Origin of the sequence: Acinetobacter sp. Leaf130 (assembly GCF_001423205.1) — a bacterium.
Lineage (GTDB): Bacteria > Pseudomonadota > Gammaproteobacteria > Pseudomonadales > Moraxellaceae > Acinetobacter > Acinetobacter calcoaceticus.
In genome coordinates this window covers 319232-343932 of sequence record NZ_LMOE01000001.1, presented here as the reverse complement: position 1 = coordinate 343932, position 24701 = coordinate 319232, and the positions used below count along the sequence as shown (strand labels likewise).

The following is a 24701-nucleotide window of genomic DNA, read 5'->3' as shown; positions in this document are numbered from 1 at the left end:
ATAATTTTCTTCTTATTAAAAACTATGACTAAGACAGCTCAAGAAGAAAATTATAAAAAATCATATTAACCGCCAAACGCGATAAATTTAAATACCCATAGTGCAGCAATAATCCATACCATGTACGGTACAGTTTTTGCCTTACCTGTGAATAATTTAACTAATGCATAGCTGATAAAGCCCATTGCAATACCATCAGCAATTGAATAGGTAAATGGCATAAATACAATAGTCAAAAATGCAGGAACAGCTTCTGTAATATCATCCCAGTCAATGTGAGTGATCCCTTGAATCATCAACACACCAATGAACAATAAAGCTGGCGCTGTTGCAAAACCTGGTACAGATTGAGCAAGAGGCGCTAAAAATAAACAGCAAATAAATAAGACTGCAACGACAACAGCAGTTAAGCCTGTACGTCCACCCGCTGCCACACCTGAAGCTGATTCAATATATGGCGTAGTTGAAGATGTACCTAATGCGGCACCAGCAACAATTGCAGTAGAGTCAGCAAATAATGCTTTTTTCAAACGAGGTAATTTACCATCTTGCAAAAGACCAGCACGGTGTGAAACGCCAACCAAAGTACCCGTACTATCAAACAAGTCGACAATAAAGAATACGAAGATTACGCCAACCATACTTGCAGTAAATAGACCTTTAAAGTCCATTTGCATAAAGGTTGGTGCAATTGAAGGAATTTGACCAACTACGCCCTTAAACTCGTTTAGACCTAAGGCAGTCGCAATTGCTGTAACAACCAAAATACTAATAATGATTGCGCCACGGATTTTTAATTGGTGTAAAACCACAATCATTAAAAATCCAAATAACGCTAATAATACTGTAGGTTGTTTGATATCACCCAAGCCAACTAATGTCGCTTGATTATCAACAATGATGCCAGCATTTTTTAAAGCAATAAGTGCGAGGAATAAGCCAATACCACCACCAATCGCAAACTTCAGCGACATTGGAATGGCATTTACAATCGCTTCACGAATTTTAAAGAAGCTAATTGCAAGGAAGACAAGACCTGAAACAAAAACAGCAGCTAAAGCTGTTTGCCATGGCACGCCCATACCCATACAAACTGAATAGGTAAAATAAGCATTTAGACCCATACCAGGGGCCAGTGCGATTGGATAATTAGCAATGATCCCCATCACTAAACAGCCGATTGCTGCTGCCAAACAGGTCGCAACAAATACGGCGCCATGATCCATGCCGGTTTCAGATAAAATGAGTGGATTGACAATAATGATGTAACACATCGTTAGAAATGTAGTTACACCAGCAAGAACTTCAGTCCGGAAAGTGGTTTTATTGTCGCTTAACTTAAATAAACGCTCTAACCAGCCTGCCGAAGAATTGGGCGCCGCCATAAGTAGCCTCTATGCAAAATCTGAACTGTGGAATATTTACTTCTATTTAGGTCGCTGAACAATATTGTTTTTCTGTTCAGGCCTATCAACAAGAATCTCAAATTTAAGAAGCAACAAATATGCCACTCATTTGGTTTCTAGTTCATACATAGGAAATAACCACAGCCCCTCTTGAAACACAAAAAAGCTGCATAACCCCTATGCAGCTTTTTTACTATACGTTCAATAAGTTTAACAGATTCAACTGAAACATGATCAAAATTTATGAAAAGATATGACCAATGACGATGCAAAAAATCAGAAATTTAAAGCACGATATTATTAGAAAATAATTTTTTTCTCGCTTATATAGCCTTGCAAATTATAAGAAGCCAAATTGCTGTGATGAGCATGATTAGGATTGCGTTCGATACTTTGTAAATTTTGTTCTGCTTCTTGAATGATTCGCATCAATTCCTGATGTCTTTTATTTTGGGTATCTAAATAAGCCCAATACCCTAATACAAAGACGATACTCACACACAACACGATTAATACTTTATTGATCATTATTATTATCTCTATGTTTTTAATGTTAATGATCTTAACAAAAAAAAATAGCTTTGTGAATGTTTTCACATTTATTTACAATAACACACATTTACTCAAATATATGAAAATAAAGGTGATTTTAAATCCATCACTACAATGATTGATAAATACAAAACATTTCCATTGAAAAGTAACTTTATTTTAAAACAGTTCATGTTTAATTATTTTTAATATTAGCTTTTTATTCATTTCCATTATTAAGTTCATTTAAATATGTAGTGTAGACAAATATGTATATTGCATGAAAGATCTCTAAATTTTCTATGTACTGAATAAGATAAAAAGATCGATTTTTCTTTCAATTGTTATATTTAAAATTGTTTGGTTAGCTAGCCATTTCCCTTTTTCATCTTTAACTTTAAAAGTAAAATTCCAATTTTAACTAAAAGAACCCTTTTTCTTATTTGAGAAATAGCTTTCCATTTTATCGTTCTATAAATCGTACCAAGCTTTCCATTTTTAGAGATTTATTACAATAATCGCTACGATAAACTGCACTCAGAGAAAAATTTAAATTAGGAGAGTAGATCATGTTTGATATGCGTTTATCTCATGAACGTGGCGCAGCACATCACGGCTGGTTACAATCAAAACATAGCTTTTCATTTGCTAACTATTGGGACCCGAAACAAGTCGGTTTTTCAGATCTACTTGTAATTAATGATGATAATGTTGCTCCGTCTAAAGGCTTTGGTACTCACCCTCACCGTAATATGGAAATTATTTCCTATGTACTTGAAGGTGCATTAGAGCATAAAGACTCGATGGGTACAGGTTCTGTGATTGTGCCTGGCGACATTCAGTTAATGAGTGCAGGTCGTGGAGTGGCTCATAGTGAATTTAACCATTCTGCGCAAGAAGGCGTACATTTTTTACAAATTTGGGTCGTTCCAAATGAAGTAAATACAGATCCAGGTTATCAACAAATTCATATTGATGAAGAAGACAAACGCGGTAAATTGCATTTGATTATTTCACCAAAAGGCGGTGAAAAAACTTTATCCATCAAACAAGACATTAATATTTACTCAGGTCTTTTTGATGGTGAAGAAACTGCCGAATTTACGATTCCTGATGGTCGATATGTGTACCTACATGTTGCCAAAGGTCGCGTTGACGTCAATGGTAAAACCTTTAACACAGGTGATGCAGCACGTATCCGTGATGGCGGAAACTTATCGTTTACCAATGGTGATCATGCTGAAATTCTGATTTTTGATATGCGTCCGGAAGAAGTTCCAACCATGCCATAATGAAGCTAAGCCCTCACATAAAATTTTATGTGAGGGCTTTTTTAGTGTTTATACAAATTGAAAAAGTCTAACTGTGATCAATGCTCTTCTGAACGCGACATCTCTGCATTGATATAACTCATGATCATAGTGGTTAACCCCTGCACCATTTCATCAAAACTGATATAAGGGTTTGGCAAAATAAGATGCCGCGCCACATTAAAAATCCCACTATTAATACAAATATAGGTAATTACAGCCAAATTATTAATTTTTAAATATTTAGGATTGTGCATCATATATTTCATGATGACTTCCACTAAAGCCTGCTCAATTTTGGGAATGTATTTATCGTACTGTAACTCGCCTGCATAACGTAAAACAGTCAAATAGCGGTCGTTATTTTTCTTTAATAAATCACTAAAAGTATAAAAAATCATTTCAATAACAGGTTCTAACTCCAGCTGTAAAATAGTTGGGGTAAGTTCCGTAATCATGTCCAGAATTTCTCGAACAAAATAGTGATTCATCGCATCGTAAATTTCTTCTTTATTTTTAAAATATTCATATAAAGATCCGACACTCACCCCTGCAATTTCTGCAATATGACGTGTGGTGGTGCCACTTGGTCCATGAAGCGCCACTGCAATAAAACCCGCTTCAATAATAGTATCGACAGTAACTTTGGCTCGAGTTTGACGAGGTTTACGCGTGGTCATACGATCTAATCAATAATCCGAACATAAAGTCAGATTAGCATGTAATCAGACTCTGTAGAAATAAAAAAACAAAATCCGAATAGTTGTCAAACTTAGTAAGAAAAAGTCAAAAAAGCAGAGCTTAATCTCTCAATAAACACAGGGTTTAATTTATTACTTTCTTAGATAAAACACATATTAAAATTATTATTTTTCAAATATATAAAACCAAATCAATTAAAAATATTATTCCAAGAAATGTCTATAAAATACTTTTATATATTTAAAAATTTACCCGAATTGAATCCGAACATAAAGTCAGATTAATATGAAAAAATTAAAGAAGAGTCACTGAGAAATTCTGTGTGTCTCAACTCTTCTTTCCGTTATTCAGCCAAATAATCAAACAAATAACGGAGCAACAACACCGTAGTCAATCCAGAGAACACTCTGCTTTGAAAATGGAATTTACAGTGCCTTGTTGAACATTAAGTTTATTGATTTTCATCAAAATGCACTACTACTGATTTGTCTCAAGGTGTCGCTATGATCTCGACCACAGTAAAAAAATCATTTAACAAACTTAAATTTCAACGTGAAATTGAGTTGCCGGATTTTGCCAGTAAAAGCACTATTCCAATCCGTCATTTAAATATTGGTTTTGATGGTAAGGAAATTGATGTCAGATTCTATATGGACAATCAATTTGCCACCTTGTTTTTTGCAACACTTTCAGTTTTTTTAACTTATGGTGAAGATCTGGTGATCGAAACCGCTCGCCATCACCGTGAGTTTATTAAAGACCCTATCTTAAAACAGCGAGTGACTTCGCTCATTGGTCAAGAAGCAATTCACTCAAAATTGCACAATGAATATAACGATGCACTTCAAGATGCTGAATATCCTGTTGCCCTATACCGTTTTCTTGGCTCGAACTTCTTTAAATATGTGTTTTTAAAGTTTCCGCAGCCACTCAAATTATCGATGATGGCGGGTATTGAGCATTTTACCGCAGTACTTGCTGAATACATGATGAAGCATGAAAAAAACTTTTATTATTCAGATGATGCGAAGAGCCGTGCTTTGTGGATGTGGCATATGCTTGAAGAATCTGAACATAAAGATATTGCCTATGATGTCTACCAAATCTTAAATGGCAGCTACCCATTACGAGCTTCTGGTTTCGTCCTTGCTCTAATTACCATTTTAGGACTTATTCCTGCGACGACCTTATTTGTCCCTGTTTTAAGAAAACCGCAAGAGATGTTCACCTTAAAATTCTGGAAAGATGCCCGTCGTGGTGTAGGTTTAATCTTTGGCCCTAAAGATGGCGTTTTCGGAAGTACAATTGGTCAAATTCTTGACTATTTACGTCCAGACTTTCACCCAAATGACCATGATACGACTGAATATCTTGAGTACTACAAAAAGAAATTGCTGAATGAAGGCGGTGCAATTGCTCCTTACTTTGTTAAAGAATTTACCCCACCAGTACGCATGTCTTAATCGTCCTGCATTTCCAGCTATCAAACAGATAGCTGGTATATCTTCAAGTTATTTATGGATGAATCATGATTTTATTTGGCAAAAAGAAAGTTAAACCAAGCCAAAAAGCTTATGCCGTGGTGACAGGTGCAGGCAGTGGGATTGGTCGAAGTTTTGCAATTGAACTGGCAAAACGTGGTGGCAGTGTGGTTTGTGCAGACATTAATCTCGAAGCTGCTGAAGAAACCGTAAAAATTCTTGAACAACAAGGCGCGAAAGCTTTCGCTATGCGTTGTGATGTCGGTAACTCCGAACAGGTTACAGATCTAGCAGAAACTGCTGAGATCTTACTTGGGCACCCTGTCACCCTTGTCATTAATAATGCAGGTGTAGGTTTGGGCGGAAAATTCGATGAAATGACACTCGAAGACTGGAATTGGGTTATGAATATCAACCTTTGGGGTGTTATTCACGGTTGTCATGCTTTCGTGCCAAAATTTAAAAAGTTGGGTTATGGTGCGATTATTAATGTTGCTTCCGCTGCCTCTTATACAGCTGCACCAGAAATGACCGCCTATAACGTGACTAAAGCGGGTGTACGCGCGCTTTCAGAAACGCTTTCCGCCGAGCTGCATAAGTTCAATATTAAAGTCAATGTACTCTGCCCCACTTTGGTTCCAACCAATATCATCAAAAATGGTCGGATTCCGGGACGCTATTCAAAGCTTGCAGACCATGCACTCATGAATTATGCCCTCACCACAAGTGATAGTGTAGCCAAATTAACACTGAACCGCCTTGATCAGAATGAGCTTTACACCATTCCTCAAATCGATGCGAAGTTATTCTGGCTCATGAAACGTGCATCACCAAGCTTGTATACCAAGTTCCTTGGCACGTCTTACAAATTATTTAAATAAGAAATTTATAGGTAGTACGCATATGACTGCTCAAATGAAAACAAATGCATCGGCAAAAAAAGCTGTCAATTCACCCAACCACATTTTCGACACCTTTATTGTAGGTGCCGGCATTTCAGGTATAGCTACTGCCATTCGCCTAGATCAAGTTGGCTATACCAATTATAAAATTATTGAAAAAGCTGGCCGTGTTGGTGGAACATGGCGTGAAAACACCTATCCGGGCTGTGGCTGTGATGTGCCATCTGCTCTTTATTCTTACTCGTTTGCACCAAGTGCAAAATGGAGCCATTTATTTGCTCGCCAACCAGAAATTTTAAGTTATCTGGAAGATGTGAGTAATGAGTTTAAGGTCGCATCTAAAATCGAATTTAACAACGAATTGCTGAACGCCGCATGGGATGACTCACGCCATGTGTGGGTACTTGATACCACTAGTGGTCAGTATTTATCTAAAACTGTTATTTTCGCTACAGGTCCAATTACCGAAGCACAAATTCCACGTCTTGAAGGTTTAGATACGTTTAAAGGTGAGATGTTCCATTCAGCAAAATGGAACCATGATTATGATTTGACAGGTAAACGCATTGCCGTGATTGGTACTGGTGCATCTGCCATTCAGTTTGTGCCCCAAATTCAACCAAAAGCGAAAGAGCTTTTTGTGTTCCAACGTACAGCACCTTGGGTTCTACCAAAACCAGACACAGACTTGGGCGAATTTAGTAAATCAGTGATTGCTAAATATCCATCTATTCAAGCAAGCTGGCGTAAAAGTGTAGCGTTAACTCTGAATGCAATTAACTTTGGTTTACGTAACCCGCTTGCACTTAAACCGGTAAATGTACTGGGTAAGCAATTACTTAAATTGCAGATTAATGACCCTGTGCTGCGTAAAAATGTAACGCCAAACTTTGATATTGGTTGTAAGCGTATTTTGTTTGCTAACAATTACTACCCTGCGCTACAAGCACCAAATACCAGCCTTATTCCTCATGGTTTAGTGAAAGTTGAAGGCAATACTGTTGTTGCTGCCAATGGTGAACGCCATGAAGTTGACGTAATTATTTGGGGCACTGGTTTTGAGGTATCTCATCCGCCAATTGGTAAACGTGTTCATAATGAAAAAGGTCAATGTTTACAAGATTTATGGAAAGATAGTTCACCTGAGGCTTATTTAGGTACCAACATTGAAAATGTGCCGAATGCATTTTTAATTTTAGGACCGAATGTCTTGGTTTATGACTCTTTTATTGGCTTAGCTGAGGCTCAGCTAGACTATATTGTAGATGGCTTATTGAAAATTAAGAACAAGGGTATTAGCAAGTTCAACGTTAAGCCCGAAGTTATTAAAAAGCATAATGATTTGGTACAAAAGCACTTAAAAACAACTGTATTTAATAGTGGTGGTTGTAAGAGTTACTACCTTGATGCCAACGGCCGTAACTTCGCTGCATGGCCATGGTCATTGAAAAAGCTGAAACAACGTTTGAAAAACGTCGATTTGAAAGATTATGAAGTGACATATCAAACGACAAAAACTCATTAATTTGTAATTTTGATCAAATCCGTTGTAAGAAATAGGCAGTGTATTTTAGGTTTTCATGAAATACACTGCCTTCTTCGTTGAATATCGTCAAGAAATAAAAAAACAGGATAAAGATGAAAGAAGGTCAATCAAGTCGTACCGCCGAAGCCGCTGCTGCATTACGTGCAAATCACTTTAAAAATACGGTCAGCCCTGTATTTTCAGACCCTTATGCTTTTGAGCTGACGAGTAAAGGCTGGAAAAAACTTCTATCAAGCCCACTTCTTGTTAAATTAATGAATTCTGCGGTTTTAAACCGCACTTTAGGTTTACTCACTGGGCAAGTGGTCGGACGTTCCCGTTATGCCGAAGATTTACTTGATCAGGCAGTTCAACAAAACACTCAACAATATGTATTAGTTGGTGCAGGCCTAGACTCTTTTGCACTACGCGAATCGCACCATTACCCTGCTTTGAAAATTTTTGAAGTTGATCATCCCGATACTCAAGCTGCCAAACAAACCAAGCTAAAGAAACTAGGAAATATCCCTGCTAGCGTTGAGTTTGTCGCAATTAATTTTGAAAAAGAGTCTATTTCGGAAGCCTTAGCCAGAAGTCTCTATGAACGATCCGCTCCTGCATTTTTTTCGTGGTTAGGCACAACTCACTACTTAAACCCGCAAACAACCTTGCAAACTTTAAAAAGTATTGCTGAATTTGCTGCAAACAGTAGTGAAGTGGTACTCGACTATTCGACCGATTTTCAGGAATTAACTGGTATCGAACGCATTGGTAGCATGGGTGTTGCCCAGTTTACGCATTTGCTCAAAGAACCATTATTAGGTCAATTTAAACCTACTGATTTACATCACGCAGTTGAACAGATGGGGTTTGAGGTCGTTGAAGATTTATCAGGTGAAGCAATTACTGAGCGTTATTTTAGTGCACGAGTAGATGAGATTCGCCATACCTCGGCGACACGTTTATTGCATTTGCGCTTGAATAAATAAACTCAGCTTGATGATTTACCACTTAACCTTACTGCATGCGGTGTCTTACCATGCCATCTTTTATAAGCATGAATAAAACTGGCAGGTTCGGCATATCCCAACCATTCGGCAATTTGCTCAATAGAGGCTTTCGGTAAAGTCAGATATTGTTCTGCTAAAACCTGTCTGACTTCTTCACGTATTTGAATAAAGGTCATGCCTTCTTGAGCCAAATGACGGCGTAAGGTACGTGCATTTAAGTGCAAACGATCGGCAACCATGTCCATAGATGGCATTTCCCCTCGTACCCTCATTAACTGCTGCTGCACTAAATTAATAAATTTCTTTTGTGTTTGGCGCCTATCTAGAATTTGCCTACATTGTTCTTCAGCCGTATGCAAAATCAGGTCATTGGCCATTTGTAGTTTTTGATCTACTTTGTGTGGATCGAGTAAAACAAAGTTCTTAGCCGCCCCAAACTCCGGCAGAATTCCAAACAAATCGATATAGGGTTGTACCTCAGTTTTAGGCTGGAAAGCGAAAGCCATATACTGACAAAAATTATCTTGTACCAAGTCCCGTTGCACCGTAATGAGCGCCGCGGCGTCCCGTTCAAGAATAAACTGGCGAACTGAAGGTGGTACACCCTCATCTTCAATCTCAATCCGAATACCTTCATCTGTATCTGAAACTAGAAATCGGGTAAAAGCAAAAGTAAGTGAAAAATAGGTTAAAGCTAAATCAAGTGCTTCACGAATGCTGGCACTGCTCATGAGGGCCATGCCTAAAGGCCCAAATGTTGTAAAGTGATAGCGTGTACCTACATCTAAGCCTAATGTCGGCCTGTCTCCAAGCTGCTCAACCAAGTTATGAATAACCTGCAATTCTTGCTGACCTGTCACCACCATATTAGGGTCAAGCAATTGCTGTTGACTGATTCCAGTCTCTTCTAAAATGGTCTGATAAGAAATGCCTGATTCCACTGCAAAATCAGCCATTAATCGAACACTATGTACACTGCGTTCAAAAGCCCATGCATACTTCACTGTATTGCTCAGAATGTCCTCGAATCACAATATTTTGTCCTCATCCATCCTCTAAATCAAGCAAATAAACGACTATTCTGCATACAGGAAATTGCGATTCTTTCGCCCACTGTTTTTAAGGATTTTAGAGCAGCCTATGTTTAATTCGTCAGCTAATTCAAATAAAAATGTACGTATCGCCATTGTAGGCACTGGTTTTGGTGGTTTGGGTCTTGCGATTCGTCTCAAACAAGCCGGTTTTGAACAATTTACCCTGTATGAAAAAGCCGCTGATGTCGGTGGTGTCTGGCGCGACAATACTTATCCAGGCGCTGCTTGCGATGTACCTTCACATCTTTATTCTTTTTCTTTTGAGCAAGAACTCGGCTGGAAAAACCGTTACGGCACATCTCAAGAGATTTATCAATATTTACGCCACTGCGCTGATAAATATGACATTCGCCCACATGTTCAACTTAATACTGAAATAGCTAGTGCCGAATTTGATGCCCTACAAGGTGTATGGCACATTCAAAGTACTTCTGGTGAACAGTTCGAAGCTGAATTCTTAGTGGGCGCTGTAGGCCAACTCAACCGACCTGCCTATCCAAAACTTAAAGGTATTGAAAACTTTAAAGGTAAGGCTTTTCACTCCGCGCGTTGGGATCATGACTACGATTTAAATGGAAAACGTGTTGCTGTAATTGGTACAGGTGCAAGTGCCATTCAGTTTGTTCCCGAAATTGCTAAAGAGGTTGCTCATCTTGATGTTTATCAACGTTCGGCACCTTACGTCATTCCAAAGCCAGATCGGATTTATCAACCTTTAGAGAAAAAAGCATTCCGCAAATTACCGATTTTGCAAAGTCTAGATCGTGCCTTGCAATATGGACATCACGAAATTCGTCTGTTGGCTTTCACCACTTCGCTGAATGAAATGCCTCTAGTGGAATATCTATTCCAGCGCCATATTCGTAAAGTGGTTAAAGACTCCAAATTACGTCACCGTTTAATGCCGGACTACCCAATTGGCTGTAAGCGTATTTTAATTTCTAACCATTGGTATGAAACGCTCACTCAACCCCATGTAGATGTTATTGATACAGGCATTCAAGAAATTACTGAAAATGGAGTTTTAGATACGGACGGAAATCTACGAGAAGTTGATACCATTATTTATGGTACTGGTTTTGCCGCAACGGAATTTATGGCGCCAATGCAAATCACCGGATTGGACGGACGTACCTTAAAAGACACATGGAAAGATGGTGCAGAAGCTTATCTCGGTTTAACTGTTAGCGGCTTTCCAAACTTCTTTATGCTTTATGGTCCAAATACCAATCTTGGACACAATTCAATTGTCTATATGATTGAAAGTCAGGTGAATTACATTTTAGATGCCATTCAAACACTGATAAAAAATAAGTTGTTATTCACTAATGTTCGTGCGGAAGTTCAACACGAGTTCAACCAAAACATTCAAGAAAAAATGAAGAAAACCGTATGGGCACAAGGTTGTACCAGTTGGTATCAAACTGCTGATGGCAAGAATACCAATAACTGGCCAGGTTTTACCCTTGAGTATCGTCAACGCACTCGTCGCTTTGATGTGGAAAACTACACTCAGGTTTCGGCTATTTCTTAAACAAGCTTCACCATAGGAAATGAGAAAAATAAACGGAGAATTTTATGAAAACATTTAAGAACAAAGTCGCGGCTGTTACAGGTGCGGGTTCTGGTATTGGACAAGCAATTGCAATTGCACTCGCGAAACAAGGCTGCCATCTGGCACTTTCCGATATCAGTGAAGCTGGCTTAGCCAAAACTGTCGAGCAGTTATCAGCCTACTCAGTTAAAGTGACCACTCAAAAAGTTGATGTGGCTAAGCGTACTGAAATTGCAGATTGGGCAAAAGCTGTTGTAAATGAGCATGGCCAAGTTAATTTGATTTTTAATAATGCTGGTGTAGCAATTGGGAGCACGGCTGAAGGTGTGAGCTATGAAGATCTTGAATGGCTCATTGGTATTAATTTTTGGGGTGTGGTTTATGGCACCAAAGAATTCTTACCATTCTTAAAGCAAAGTGGTGATGGACATATTATTAATATTTCCAGCATGTTTGGTTTAACAGCTCAACCCACCCAAAGTGCTTATAATGCCAGTAAATTTGCTGTTCGTGGCTTTACTGAATCGCTGCGTCAAGAACTTGATATGCAAAATGCTGGGGTTAGCGCGACCTGTGTTCATCCGGGAGGTATTCGTACCAATATTGCCAAAGCTGCACGTATGAATAATAGCGTCCAGTCTTTAGGAATGGACCCTGTTAAAAGCCAAGATGCTTTCGATAAATTACTGCGCACCCCTGCTGACGAAGCTGCTCAACAAATTTTAGAGGCTGTTCGTAAAAACCGTCGCCGCTTACTCATTGGGGCCGATGCAAAAGTCGTTGATGTAATTCAGCGTATTCTTCCACAGGGTTACCAAAAGATTTTTGCAACAGCAACCGCGTTGCAAACTCGCCTACTCAACAAATCAGCAAAATAAAAATAGTGGTCAGCATACTCTTAATTTTAAGAGATGCTGGTCGATAAATGACAAGCTCTAGTATGAGTTCTTATTATGAAGCAGCTTCTTGCATGGACCATCCGTACCACGCTACGTCCAGCTTTATCCCCCAAAACACCACTAAAACTACAACGTTTTTGTAGCGATGCAGCCAGTGCTATTGTGCTTGGGCCACGTGGTTATAAAACGAAAAAACAAATAATTGCTCAAGTGCCGACAGTTCATATTCAACCCAAAATGACTAAGTCAGGGCTGGGTATCTTGTATTTACATGGCGGTGGCTATGTGGTTGGCAGTTCAAAAAGTCACACTAAGCTTGCCGCTCAAATCGGACACGCAGCTCAAGCTCAAGTCTGGTTACCTGAATATCGCCTCGCTCCAGAGCACTCAAGCCCAGCTGCTATTGAAGATGTAGTTGCAGTCTATCAAGCTCTACTTACCCAAGGACAAGACCCAAAAAAACTCGTGTTTGTCGGAGATTCTGCGGGTGGCGGACTCAGTTTAAGCACTGCAATTGCTATTCGGGATGCAGGATTGCCGCTACCAGCTGCATTAGTTTTACTTTCACCTTGGGTCGATTTAAGCCTCTCTGGAAGCACGATGAAAACTCATGCGACTCAAGATGCAATGCTGTCTGAAGAATGGTTAGCGTGGTGTGCAAAAAACTATTGCGCGCAAAAATTAGTAACCGATCCAATCTGTTCCCCACTCTATGCTGACTTAACTGGATTACCGCCTATTTTGATTCATGTCGGTACAGAAGAAGTTCTATTAGATGATGCAAAACGCCTTGCTGAACAAGCTGGAAAATATGGTATTCCGACGAACTTTAGGATTTATGACCAAGTCGGACATGTTTTTCAGTTCCACGCGGGTATACTAAAAGAATCTAATGACTCGATTGAGCGCATTGGACAATTCATTGATAAACATACACAGTCAATATAAAAAATATCACTAGACAGGAGCCCTCGGCATGGCAACAAACAATTATGACTATGATTACCTCATTATTGGTTCAGGCTTTGGTGGTAGTGTTTCTGCTTGCCGTCTAACCGAAAAAGGCTACTCAGTTGCTGTAATGGAAATGGGGCGTCGTTGGAAAGCCGAGGATTTTGCGAAAAATAACTGGAATTCCCGCCGCTGGATTTGGCGCCCGGGCATGAAGCTTTTCGGCTATTTCAATATGCGCTTTTTCCGCCATGTCACCATTATTTGCGGGAATGCCGTAGGTGGAGGCTCAATTACCTATGCCAATACCCTACTCGTTCCACCTGAACACATTTGGGACGAAGGTACATGGGCAGATGTTGCGGACTGGAAAAATGAAATGCCACAGCACTATGCTGAAGCAGAACGTATGCTTGGGGTGACGGATAATAAAATTTTTGGTCCAGCCGACCACATGCTTAAACAAATGGGCGAAGCAGTCGGCGTGGGTCACACATTTAAACCGACACGTGTTGCGACGTTTTTTCCACCCGAAGGTGAACAAGGCGGCAAAACCTACCCCGACCCATATTTTAACGGTGAAGGTCCAGACCGTTCGACGTGTACGGCATGTGGCGGGTGCATGACGGGTTGTAAACACAACGCAAAAAATACTTTAGATAAAAACTATTTGTACTTTGCCGAAAAAAATGGCGCCAAGGTTTATGAAGAAACTAAAGTTGTTGACGTTAAACCACTCAATGGCAAAGCAGATGGCAGTGATGGCTATGAAGTAACCACTGAATGCTCAACCTCATGGTTTAATAAACAGCGTCGTACATGGCGAGTACGCAACGTAATTTTCTCGGCATCTTCTTTGGGTACTCAAGAGATGTTATTCCGCTTAAAGCAGTCTGGTTCTCTGCCAAATATTTCCGATGACTTGGGTAATCGAGTTCGTACCAATGCCGAATCTATTTTAGGGGTTCGTTTCTTTGGTAAAGATGTCGACATGAGCAAAGGTGTTGCCATTGGTTCAAGTATTTACATCGACCATGACACTCATATTGAAGCAACTCGTTACCAAAGTGGTTCTGATGCCATGGGTCTCATGTGTACCTACATGGCAAAAGGTAAACCGGGTTGGACACGTATTTTTTATTGGTTATGGGTATTAATTTCCCATCCATTTATCTTTCTTCGCATGAGTAATCCAGTTGGTTTTGCACGACAAACTCTCATTTTTCTCGTGATGCAAACTGCCGATGCTTCAATTAACATGCGCCTGAAACGCAACTGGTTTTGGCCTTTTGGCAAGGTTTTATCAAGTGAAGGTAAAAAGCTACCGGTTTACATTCCACAGGCCAATGTCTTTACCGAAAAAGTTGCCAAAATGTTTAATGGACATCCCATCACGACCATTACCGAGATTTTGTTTAATGTACCTTTTACTGCACACTGTATGGGCGGCTGTGCCATTGCTTCTAGCCCAGAACAAGGTGTGGTCGATGGAAAAAATCACGTTTTTAACTATAAAAACTTATATGTTGTAGATGGTTCAATGTTAGGTGCCAATTTAGGTGTTAACCCAAGTCTCACCATTACAGCTTTAGCAGAACGTGCAATGTCTTATATTCCGGCTAAACACACTTTGGGCGAACATCAGGATGATACCGCAGAGGCAGAAGTCTTAGAGATCGCAAAAGTATCTGCTTAAAATAGAAATTTGTTTTATAAAAAAAGCCTATTTAAAAATAGGCTTTTTTCTTTCGCTTTTTAGATTACATCGCCACAGCTTTAGCGCGAGCTGCATGCAATTTTTTATAGCTATCGATCAGACGTAAATGTCGATCAAGTCCTTCTAGTTTCATGCTTGTTGGTGTTAAACCATAGAAACGAATGCTACCATCGACAGAACCTAATACTGCCTCCATTCGTATGTCACCAAACATACGACGGAAGTTAATCAGGTAGTCTTCAAGCTCTAGCTCATCATCTAACATGACTTCAAGCACCACGTTCATGCACTGATAGAACAAACCACGCTCAACGGTGTTGGTGTTATATTGCAGGTAAGTTTCGACTAACTCTTTTGCCTCTTCAAATTGCTGCAAAGCAACGTAAATCAACAATTTTAACTCTAAAATCGTGAGCTGTCCCCAAACAGTATTGTCATCAAACTCGATGCCAATGAGTGTGGTGATTTCAGTGTAATCGTCTAGCTCACATTCTTCTAAGCGCTCAACCAATGCCTCAAGCTGTTCATCATCCAAACGATGCAGATTTAGAATATCTTCACGGAATGAAAGTGCTTTATTGGTATTATCCCAAATCAAATCTTCAACGAGATAAATTTCTGAATAATCCGGTACTAAAATACGGCAAGCGGTCGCACCTAGGTGCTCATACACTGCCATATAAACTTCTTTGCCCATCTCTTCAAGAATACCGAACAATGTGGCAGCTTCGTCTGCATTCGACTCTTCGCCCTCTCCAGAAAAATCCCATTCAACAAAGTCATAGTCAGATTTAGAACTAAAGAAACGCCAAGATACCAAACCGCTTGAGTCAATAAAATGCTCAACAAAGTTATTTGGCTCAGTCACCGCATTACTTTGGAAAGTCGGTTGTGGTAAATCATTTAAGCCTTCAAAACTACGACCTTGAAGCAGCTCAGTCAAACTACGCTCTAAAGCAACTTCAAAACTTGGATGTGCGCCAAACGATGCAAAAACACCACCCGTACGCGGGTTCATTAAAGTCACACACATTACAGGGAACTGACCACCTAACGATGCATCTTTAACGAGAACAGGAAAGCCTTGTTCTTCTAAACCTTTAATACCAGCAACAATACTTGGGTATTTTGCTAATACTTCTTCAGGTACATCTGGAAGTGCAATTTCACCTTCTAAAATTTCACGTTTTACAGCACGTTCAAAAATTTCTGACAAGCATTGAACTTGGGCTTCAGCCAAAGTATTACCTGCACTCATACCATTACTTAGGTACAAGTTTTCAATTAAATTTGATGGGAAATATACAACTTCATCGTCAGACTGACGTACAAAAGGCAGCGAACAAATTCCACGCTCTATGTTACCTGAATTGGTGTCATATAAATGCGTACCAAGTAATTCATCATCTGGGTTATAAATCTCAAGACAGTATTCATCTAAGATTTCTTTAGGTAATTCACCATTTGGACCTGGTTTAAACCATTTTTCATCTGGATAATGCACAAATTCAGCATTGGCAATCTCTTCACCCCAGAACTGGTCGTTATAGAAGAAGTTACAGTTAAGGCGCTCGATAAACTCGCCTAATGCAGACGCCAAAGCACTTTCTTTAGTTGCACCTTTACCATTGGTAAAACACATCGGAGACTGTGCATCGCGGATATGCAATGACCATACATTCGGAACAATATTACGCCAAGATGCGATTTCAATTTTCATGCCCAAATTCGCCAAAATGGCAGACATATTGGCAATGGTTTCTTCTAATGGCAGGTCTTTACCCTGAATATAGGTATGGCTTTCTGAAGTTAAGCTTGGCAATAACAATGCTTGCGCATCTGCATCAATACTTTCAACTTCTTCAATAATAAACTCAGGGCCAGTTTGAATGACTTTTTTAACAGTACAACGGTCGATTGAACGTAAAATCCCTTGGCGATCTTTCTCTGAAATATCGGCTGGTAATTCAATCTGAATTTTAAACGTTTGCTTGTAGCGGTTTTCAGGATCAACAATATTATTTTGCGATAAACGAATATTATCAGTTGGGATATCTCGAGCTGCACAATACACTTTTACAAAGTACGCTGCACACAATGCGGAAGATGCTAAAAAATAGTCAAATGGGCCCGGTGCCGAACCGTCACCCTTGTAGCGAATTGGTTGATCGGCAATTACCGTAAAGTCGTCGAACTTTGCTTCCTGTCGAAGATTGTCGAGATAATTAACCTTGATTTCCATGCTGGCACCTAAATACTTTTATGTGTCAGCACAGACACATAAAATTCTAAATATTGAAATATAAGCCGAATCACAGCGAAGAAATTGACTTAAAAAAATGAGAGATTAAAGCCATGTGTTTAATGAACGACTCAATTGGCTTTAATAAGATTGGCGGTATTATAGAGTGATTTTGTGAAGTTGATAACTAAAGTTAAAACATTGATGCTCACAATGCTTTAACTTGTCTTTAATTTACTTAAATATTGAGCATTAAAATTTAAAGGTGTAATCAACATTCAACCGTGTTTCATTTGCCGAGTGAAATGTCATATTGCTTGGCATATCGTTGCGATAGTGAGAAAAACGAGCTCGCATGCCTAGGCCTTTTAATTTCCCTTCAGGGATTTTATAGCCCAAATCAAACTCCATCGACTCTTCTTTAAAACGCTGATCACCATATTGCAGCAAATCAATATCTTCGCCTTTTGCATAGCGGGTCATAAAGCGCAGTCCATTTAATGAAACATCGCCTAATCGGGCATTTTTAAAGTCATATTCATAACGAATCGAATAGACTTTTTCGTCTTTATTTGAATAATCCGAACTCATAAAATCAAGCACGACCGGACTTTCTGTTCCCGACAAAAATGGCAGACCTGTCGAGCCAAACGACTGCATATAGCCCAAAGAAACCGTATGGTTTTGATAGTTCAAACCAAATAAACCACTCATATGGCGGTTATCGACCTCTCCTATTTTTTTGCTTCCAGTTTCTTCACTATTAAAAAAACGCACGTCACTTAAAAAATTAAGCTGGTCATTTAAAGGCTGTTTTCCGTTAAAGCCCAAAAATTGTTGCTGGTAAATGTCTTTGAGTTCAGCATGGTAGGCACGTAAACGGTAATCCTTTAACTGATAACTTCCTCCCAGCGTGTAAAAAGAATCAGTGGTTGCCGCCTTGTCAAAACGACGGTTGATATTGTCCGTTCCAACATCTGTAAAGCGAATTGAATCGCGCTGCCGTACTTCGTCGACATAAAACCCTTCGAGTTGAAGATTTGGAATTTCATTTGAAACAAAGCGAATACCGCGATAAGTCTGGGGGAACAAACGGGCTGGCGATGAAAATATGGTCGGCAATTGTGGAACCAGATCACCCACAAAAAGCTCATTTTTTCTAAATTTAGCCTTCCCTGTAATACCAATTTTTCCATAATAATCGTCACGAGAGTTATCAGTATTGACGGGCAATAAGCCACTACGTGCATAGTCATCAGCGCGACTTCCCATCAGGTTAAAACCCGCCATTGCCAGTACATCAACACCGAATCCAACTGTCCCTTCGGTATAACCAGACTGCCCTTTAAAAATTAGACCCTGCGCCCAATCTCTGGCAGCTGTATAGGGATATGGGTCTTTTTTATAGTCTCGGTCAAAGTAAAAATTACGCAGTGTTAGCTCAGCTTTACTGTCTGCAATAAACTCCGCATGCACAACTTGACTAAATAACGGGCACAAGCATACCCCCACCCACAATGGTGTCTTTTTCATTTTTTTATCTCAACTATTTAATTTTTAATGGTTTAAGGCGCTGTTTTAAGAGAGTAGTTTTGTTCTTTTTTACTTCGGTAAAAAGCACTACCCAGACTTAAAATCAGGAAAATAGCCAAAATAAAGACCACACCGTAATAAGCATAAAGCGTTGCTGGTGCAATACCTTTATCCAAAAAAATACCTGCAATCGTTGGCGATAAAATTGCCCCAATACGGCCAAAACCAATGGCATAACCCACACCACGACTACGGATTTCGGCGTCATAAATTGTTGGAGAAATAGAATATAAACCTGCCACACAGCCATTAATAAGTGTGCCGAGTAATAACCCCACCATGAGTGCAATGTTGACTTGAGATGAGACTGCGACAAATAGAAAAACACATGCCGAGGTTAGCCCTAAAAACAGGCTTAAGGCATAGAAAATTTTTATGCGTGATGCGAGTAGACCAATAATGGCTGCACCGAAAATACCGCCAATACTGATTAAAATACCGGTACTTACCCCTTGCTCTGGTGACATTCCCATTGAAATAAGAATTTTTGGCGTCCAGCTCATGACAAAGTAAAAGCCAAACATCACTAAAAAGAATGCAAACCAAAGGCAAAGTGTTTGAAATCCCAGTTGTCCGGCAAATAATTTGCTGAGTTCACTGCCATTTTGCGTGCTCATTTTTTCATAGCGCGGCATAACTGATAGTTCGTTAAGCCCCATACGATTTACAGTTGTATTGATTCGTTCTAATGCCTGTTTTGGTCGTTTCGCGAGTAAGTAATCTAAAGATTCAGGCAATAACCATGCGCCGATCAGCAACATTGCAATGGTGGTGATTCCACCTGCTAAAAAGATTGAACGCCAGCCTAAATGCTCAATCAGTGCCAGTGATAGTACTCCGCCCAGTGTTGCACCAATTCCATAACCGGTAGACATTAAACTCACTGCAAGACTTCGCCAGCGAGCATTGGCATATTCACTTGCCAGTACATTACTACTCGCAAGAATCCCACCCACCCCAATTCCAGTAATAAACCGAAGTGCTGCTAACATGCCGTGGCTTTGTACAAAAGCACAGCCCAACATGCTAAGACCAGCAATTACAAGACAAACTAAGATGAGTAAACGACGACCAATTTTATCGGCTAAAGGTGCAAGAAAAATGGAACCAGCAGCCATTCCAAAAAGACCTGAGCTAAGCAACAAGCCAATTTGTGCGCCTGAAAGTGACCATTCTGCTGACACGGACGGTGCGGTAAATGCCATTACCATCACGTCAAAGCCATCAATAATATTGAGACAAATACAGATCAAAATGACGAACCATTGGTAGCGGCTCATATTATTTTGATTGATCTCACTCAGCACGTCTCTTTCCATTTGTGTATCTCCCTTGGATAAGACATACACACGACATTGCTGATATGAGCGATTGGGTGGTTATGCACATCCGTATCCATAATGACCTAGAGGAATATTTGTTTTTTGAGCATCCTGCTCTTTTTCTATACTGAATATTTGGATCCAAAAAATCAACTAAAATTATAAATGGATTATTAAAAAGTATATAAACACATAAATTATATAACTATAAAATTATTAAAAACATAAAATTAGAAAGCTTAAATATTTTTATGGATCCATATTAAAAAATCTATTATGATCGATTCCAGAGCATTTTTTAGCCAAAAAAGCTCAGTTTATTTCTAGGAAATGCAAGATGCATTTATGAAACTTCAAAGGATTGTTGTTATGAAACTCAAAAGAGTAAGCCAGCTTACATTGGGACTTTTTTTTGCCAGCCAATTGTTTTACACAATGCAAGCAGCACCTCCAAAAAATCAACAACCACCCAACATAATGATTATTTTGGCCGATGATCTTGGATTTTCAGATATTGGCGCTTATGGCGGCGAAATTAAAACCCCTCATATTGATAGCCTATTAAAGCAAGGAAAAATGCTTTTTAATTTTCATGCTTCATCAATGTGTTCACCTACTCGTGCACAGCTTATGACAGGTGCAGATAACCACTTGGTGGGTTTAGGTGCGATGTATGAAACTTCAAAACGACAAGAAAAATTGGTTGGAGCCGATAGCCCGCGTGCACTCCTCAAAATTGATGGCTATTCAGGTCATTTAACGCAAAATGCTTATACACTCGCAGAGATTTTAAAGACAAAAGATTATTACACCTTCATGGTCGGTAAATGGCACTTAGGCTATGCTCCCGACCAAAACCCTAAAGCCCGCGGCTTTGATCAATCTTTTGCTCTGCTCGATGGCTTCGATTTACATTTTAAAGACCAACCAAAAAACTATCCGCGCAACGCTCAATATACTGAAAATGGTCAAAAAGTCACACTGCCTGATAACTACTATTCGACCGATTTTTTTACACAAAAAGCTTTTGAATACTTAGACAAAAATAAAGCGCAAAAACCATTTTTTGCCTACCTAGCCTATACCGCTCCACACTGGCCACTACAGGCGCCTGCTCACTATAGAGACTTATACAAAGGTAAATACAATCAAGGCTACGATGCAATTCGCAAACAACGCTTTGAGAGACAAAAGCAATTAGGATTAATTCCTGCAAATGCAGAATACCCAGTCGAGCGTGGTAACCAAGCTTTAGGCACCAAAAGCTGGAATGAACTCACCCCACAAGAGCGCAAATACGAAGCACGTAAAATGGAGGTTTATGCGGGCATGGTTACCCAATTAGACGACCGTGTGGGCGATGTCATTCAATACCTTAAAAAGCATCATTTATATGACAATACTTTAATTGTATTTATGTCAGATAACGGCGCTGAAGGTGGTGATCATAATTTCCCAATGGGTGATGCCGACAATCGCTATGAAAATATAGGCAACGCCAGCTCATATGTTTATATGGGACCACGCTGGGCCGAAGTGAGCAGCACACCATTTACCCACTGGAAGTCAGCTGCTTCAGAAGGCGGAGTACGAGTCCCATTTATTGTTAAATCACCTGTTCAGATTTCTAAACAACATGGAATTAACAATAACTTTGCAACAGTCAGAGATATATTCCCCACTGTGATGGAGCTAGCAGGTATTCAAAATAATCAGGTTTATCCAACTTCAAGCACCAAAATTAAACCATCTGGTTTTAGTCTGATCCCTGCGTTTAAAGATAATACTGCCCGTATTCGTCCTGTTAATTATTATGACTTTAAAGAATTACATGGCAGCCGCTACGCTAAAACTGACGAATGGAAACTTGTTGAAAACTCACCTTCTAAATTTAAGAGCCATGGCTGGGAACTCTACAATTTAAAAACAGATTTTAATGAGCAACATAATGTTTATGCAGCCCATCCTGAGATCGTCAAAGTCTTAAATGATAAATATTTAAGATATGCAGACGAAAATGGTGTTGTGGATTTTGAGCAATACAACAAAAAGTAGAGAAAACCAGATGAAACAGATCATGATGCTTTCATCGTTCCTCTTACTTTGTGCATGCCAAAAAACCACGCCTCAACTAGAACAGACCACCTTGCCCGACTTAGGCAGCAAAGCTAAATGTAATCCTTATTCGGGCCTTCCTTCGGATTGGCCTAAAAATAAAGAAGCAGGCATGGTCAAGCTTCCGCAAGGAAAAATTGTTTTAGGCACCACACAAGGTTATGAAGATGAACGCCCATTAAATTTGCAGGCAACTTCCGTTACCGCTTTTTTAATTGATGCGACTGAAGTCACCAATGCTCAATTTCAAGAGTTTGTTAAAGAAACGGGTTATGTCACTGATGCAGAGAAGCAAGGCGGCGCAGCTATGTTTGTACAACCAGATCATCCAGTTGAAGAATTACAATGGTGGCGATTTGAAAAAGGTGCCAATTGGAAACATCCATGGGGCTTAAATAACCCTAAACAACCCGCACCTCACGAACCTGTTCGCATGGTGACATGGAATGATGCCTACGCTTATGCAAACTGGCTGGGTCATGACTTACCGACTGAGCTTGAGTGGGAATATGCAGCCAAAGGTTTTCAACAAAATTCCGATATTGGCCCCACCCACGAAGGCCATATTGTAGCCAATTTCTGGCAAGGTGAATTTCCTTATAAAAACGTTCAGGAAGATGGTTTTAAGGATGTTGCGCCTGTTGGTTGTTTTAGTAAAAACCCATTTGGTTTGTATGACTTGATTGGCAATGTATGGGAATGGACCCAAACACCCTATACAGGCCCACGAGATCACCACATGGGAGATCCATCGAAATATCGGCAAAGTCATGAACAGATTTTGCAATACACGATTAAAGGTGGGTCTTATTTATGCGCAACCAATTATTGCGCGCGTTATCGTGCTGCCGCGAGGCATCCACAGGAACTCGACCTTGCAACTAGCCATGTCGGATTTAGAACAGTAAAACGCTTTTAAACGGATTTAAAAATGAAGCATATTTTTATTTATGGGATTTTCTTCTCAGGGACAGCCCTTGCCTGCTGTTTAGCTCACAGTGCAGTAGATGTTAATTTTCAAAATACACTCACACTAAAAACATTCAACTTCGACAGACAATATGAAAATGGTACTAGCCCCGATACTCATAGCTTGAGTCAAGGCTTGATTTATCGTGGTGACTGGACAACAAAACTTAATGAGGTTCAGCTACACCTCAATCCAAGCATCCAATATGCATATCGCCTAAGTAACGACCAACACACCAATGATATGGTCATACCCTTTGACGCAAATACCAAAAAACAAGCACAAGACCAAGTTAAATATGGCTTAGGTGCTGGAGTTGAATATCAAAACTTTCGCATAAATATAGGTGAAATCACCCCCGACTCACCACTTACTCCACAAGTCGACACACATCAATTACGAGTGAACTATAAAGGCTTGGAATTAAAATATAAGACACCGCAACAAAATTTCGAGTTGGGTTTGATTAACCGTTATTCGCCAAAAAATGAGGAGGACTACCACAAACTTGCCGTCTCAAAACATGAATCTGATGGGCTTTACTTTTTCCAGTGGGATGGGAAAACGCCTCAATATAATTGGAAATTTTATAATGGTTACTTAACAGATCTCATCAATCAAAGTTACTTTGCTTTTGATTATCAATGGACAAAGCAGCACACCACAAAATTACGTGTGTTTCGACACGACGATGTCGGTAAATCAAATCTTGGTGAATATGACAATACATCCGTAGGGGCTATGCATTTTATCAAACATGGCAATTTTACAACTGGAATTGGCTATCAAGAAAACTTTGGCAAAGATGGTATTCCAAAACTCGACAATATGCCCATCCCGCATATGGTTAACTGGACCTTAGGTGCGTTTACCAAAGCAGATGAAAAATCCTATCATTTCCTTGCTTCGTATGACTTTAAAGAATATATCAAAGGTCTAAAAATCACCTATAAATATATTTATGGAGATTCATTTCAGACCATGAATCAGAATGATTTTGAGCAAGAAAGTGATGTGTTGATTCAATATGACCTAAATGCTTGGATTAAAAATCTTAAATTTCTTTTCTTAAATATTAACTACGACACTAAACATGGCAAAAGTCTGGATGAACAGCGGATGATGCTTCACTACACGCTTAATTTCTAAATCTCTACACCCCCATAATGGTTTAACTATAGCCATTATGGATCCAAATTAAGATGAATAAAAATTTAGCCTCTAAAATTCAAAGTAGATTCAAAAGTCTCTAATAGCAATTAAAAATATACAAAACAACCAAATCAAAAGATCAATATTTTTTAAAAAATATAATGCTTATCAATTGACCAATATTTTTATTTATTATAAATTGGATCCAATAAGTGATAAGGAGT

The 24701-nt window shown here is 39.4% G+C and carries 19 protein-coding genes; 12 read left to right on the top strand and 7 right to left on the bottom strand.

Annotated features, from left to right (window positions below):
- Nucleotides 1–65 precede the first annotated feature (65 nt).
- Both ASF86_RS01460 and ASF86_RS01455 read right to left on the bottom strand, forming a co-directional pair.
- Complete coding sequence (locus tag ASF86_RS01460; protein ID WP_003652707.1) at nt 66–1385, bottom strand: NCS2 family permease; 1320 nt, start codon at nt 1383–1385, stop codon at nt 66–68.
- A gap of 321 nt (nt 1386–1706) precedes the next feature.
- Nucleotides 1707–1934, bottom strand: a complete 228-nt coding sequence (locus ASF86_RS01455; RefSeq protein ID WP_004641992.1) for a hypothetical protein — start codon at nt 1932–1934, stop codon at nt 1707–1709.
- A gap of 572 nt (nt 1935–2506) precedes the next feature.
- Between ASF86_RS01455 and ASF86_RS01450 the strand changes: the two genes are divergently transcribed.
- Entirely contained in the window at nt 2507–3229 is a 723-nt protein-coding gene (locus ASF86_RS01450; RefSeq protein ID WP_005041968.1) for a pirin family protein, read from the top strand.
- Between the two features lie 77 nt (nt 3230–3306).
- Here ASF86_RS01450 and ASF86_RS01445 read toward each other — a convergent pair whose 3' ends face one another.
- Nucleotides 3307–3927 (bottom strand): TetR/AcrR family transcriptional regulator, encoded by a 621-nt coding sequence (locus tag ASF86_RS01445; RefSeq protein WP_004641989.1) that lies wholly within the window; start codon nt 3925–3927, stop codon nt 3307–3309.
- A gap of 525 nt (nt 3928–4452) precedes the next feature.
- Between ASF86_RS01445 and ASF86_RS01440 the strand changes: the two genes are divergently transcribed.
- From ASF86_RS01440 to ASF86_RS01425, 4 genes are all read left to right on the top strand, one after another.
- Entirely contained in the window at nt 4453–5412 is a 960-nt protein-coding gene (locus ASF86_RS01440) for a metal-dependent hydrolase (protein WP_017391594.1), read from the top strand.
- A gap of 65 nt (nt 5413–5477) precedes the next feature.
- Entirely contained in the window at nt 5478–6311 is an 834-nt protein-coding gene (locus tag ASF86_RS01435; RefSeq protein WP_056478691.1) for an SDR family NAD(P)-dependent oxidoreductase, read from the top strand.
- Nucleotides 6312–6333: 22 nt separating this feature from the next.
- Nucleotides 6334–7857: a flavin-containing monooxygenase gene (locus tag ASF86_RS01430; protein ID WP_056478688.1), complete on the top strand. Its 1524-nt coding sequence runs from the start codon at nt 6334–6336 to the stop codon at nt 7855–7857.
- Nucleotides 7858–7970: 113 nt separating this feature from the next.
- Nucleotides 7971–8846, top strand: coding sequence for a class I SAM-dependent methyltransferase (locus ASF86_RS01425; RefSeq protein ID WP_056478687.1), 876 nt, complete (start codon nt 7971–7973; stop codon nt 8844–8846).
- Between the two features lie 2 nt (nt 8847–8848).
- Here the strand turns inward: ASF86_RS01425 and ASF86_RS01420 are convergent, their stop codons facing one another.
- On the bottom strand, nt 8849–9871 hold the full coding sequence (locus tag ASF86_RS01420) for an AraC family transcriptional regulator (protein ID WP_056478685.1): 1023 nt from the start codon (nt 9869–9871) through the stop codon (nt 8849–8851).
- Nucleotides 9872–10007: 136 nt separating this feature from the next.
- Between ASF86_RS01420 and ASF86_RS01415 the strand changes: the two genes are divergently transcribed.
- The 4 genes from ASF86_RS01415 to ASF86_RS01400 all read left to right on the top strand — a co-directional run bounded on the left by ASF86_RS01415 (nt 10008) and on the right by ASF86_RS01400 (nt 15062).
- Nucleotides 10008–11495: a flavin-containing monooxygenase gene (locus ASF86_RS01415; protein WP_056478684.1), complete on the top strand. Its 1488-nt coding sequence runs from the start codon at nt 10008–10010 to the stop codon at nt 11493–11495.
- Nucleotides 11496–11539: 44 nt separating this feature from the next.
- Nucleotides 11540–12394 (top strand): SDR family NAD(P)-dependent oxidoreductase, encoded by an 855-nt coding sequence (locus ASF86_RS01410; protein ID WP_056478683.1) that lies wholly within the window; start codon nt 11540–11542, stop codon nt 12392–12394.
- 75 nt (nt 12395–12469) lie between these two features.
- Nucleotides 12470–13363: an alpha/beta hydrolase gene (locus ASF86_RS01405; RefSeq protein WP_056478682.1), complete on the top strand. Its 894-nt coding sequence runs from the start codon at nt 12470–12472 to the stop codon at nt 13361–13363.
- Between the two features lie 28 nt (nt 13364–13391).
- The gene (locus ASF86_RS01400) at nt 13392–15062 is read left to right on the top strand and encodes a GMC family oxidoreductase (protein WP_056478681.1); all 1671 of its coding nucleotides are present in this window, start codon (nt 13392–13394) and stop codon (nt 15060–15062) included.
- A gap of 64 nt (nt 15063–15126) precedes the next feature.
- Here ASF86_RS01400 and ASF86_RS01395 read toward each other — a convergent pair whose 3' ends face one another.
- The 3 genes from ASF86_RS01395 to ASF86_RS01385 all read right to left on the bottom strand — a co-directional run bounded on the left by ASF86_RS01395 (nt 15127) and on the right by ASF86_RS01385 (nt 20237).
- A complete protein-coding gene (locus ASF86_RS01395; RefSeq protein ID WP_056478678.1) occupies nt 15127–17325 on the bottom strand; it encodes an OsmC domain/YcaO domain-containing protein in 2199 nt (732 codons plus the stop codon).
- A 252-nt stretch (nt 17326–17577) separates the two neighbouring features.
- Entirely contained in the window at nt 17578–18858 is a 1281-nt protein-coding gene (locus tag ASF86_RS01390) for an OprD family outer membrane porin (RefSeq protein WP_056478676.1), read from the bottom strand.
- Nucleotides 18859–18890: 32 nt separating this feature from the next.
- The gene (locus tag ASF86_RS01385) at nt 18891–20237 is read right to left on the bottom strand and encodes an MFS transporter (protein WP_056478674.1); all 1347 of its coding nucleotides are present in this window, start codon (nt 20235–20237) and stop codon (nt 18891–18893) included.
- Between the two features lie 372 nt (nt 20238–20609).
- Here ASF86_RS01385 and ASF86_RS01380 point away from each other — a divergent pair, with 372 nt between their 5' ends.
- From ASF86_RS01380 to ASF86_RS01370, 3 genes are read left to right on the top strand one after another with little or no spacing between them, the layout of a single operon-like run.
- Complete coding sequence (locus tag ASF86_RS01380) at nt 20610–22295, top strand: arylsulfatase (RefSeq protein ID WP_056481703.1); 1686 nt, start codon at nt 20610–20612, stop codon at nt 22293–22295.
- Between the two features lie 25 nt (nt 22296–22320).
- Nucleotides 22321–23274: a formylglycine-generating enzyme family protein gene (locus ASF86_RS01375; protein ID WP_081407611.1), complete on the top strand. Its 954-nt coding sequence runs from the start codon at nt 22321–22323 to the stop codon at nt 23272–23274.
- Between the two features lie 12 nt (nt 23275–23286).
- Complete coding sequence (locus ASF86_RS01370) at nt 23287–24474, top strand: OprD family outer membrane porin (RefSeq protein WP_056478669.1); 1188 nt, start codon at nt 23287–23289, stop codon at nt 24472–24474.
- Nucleotides 24475–24701: the final 227 nt, after the last annotated feature.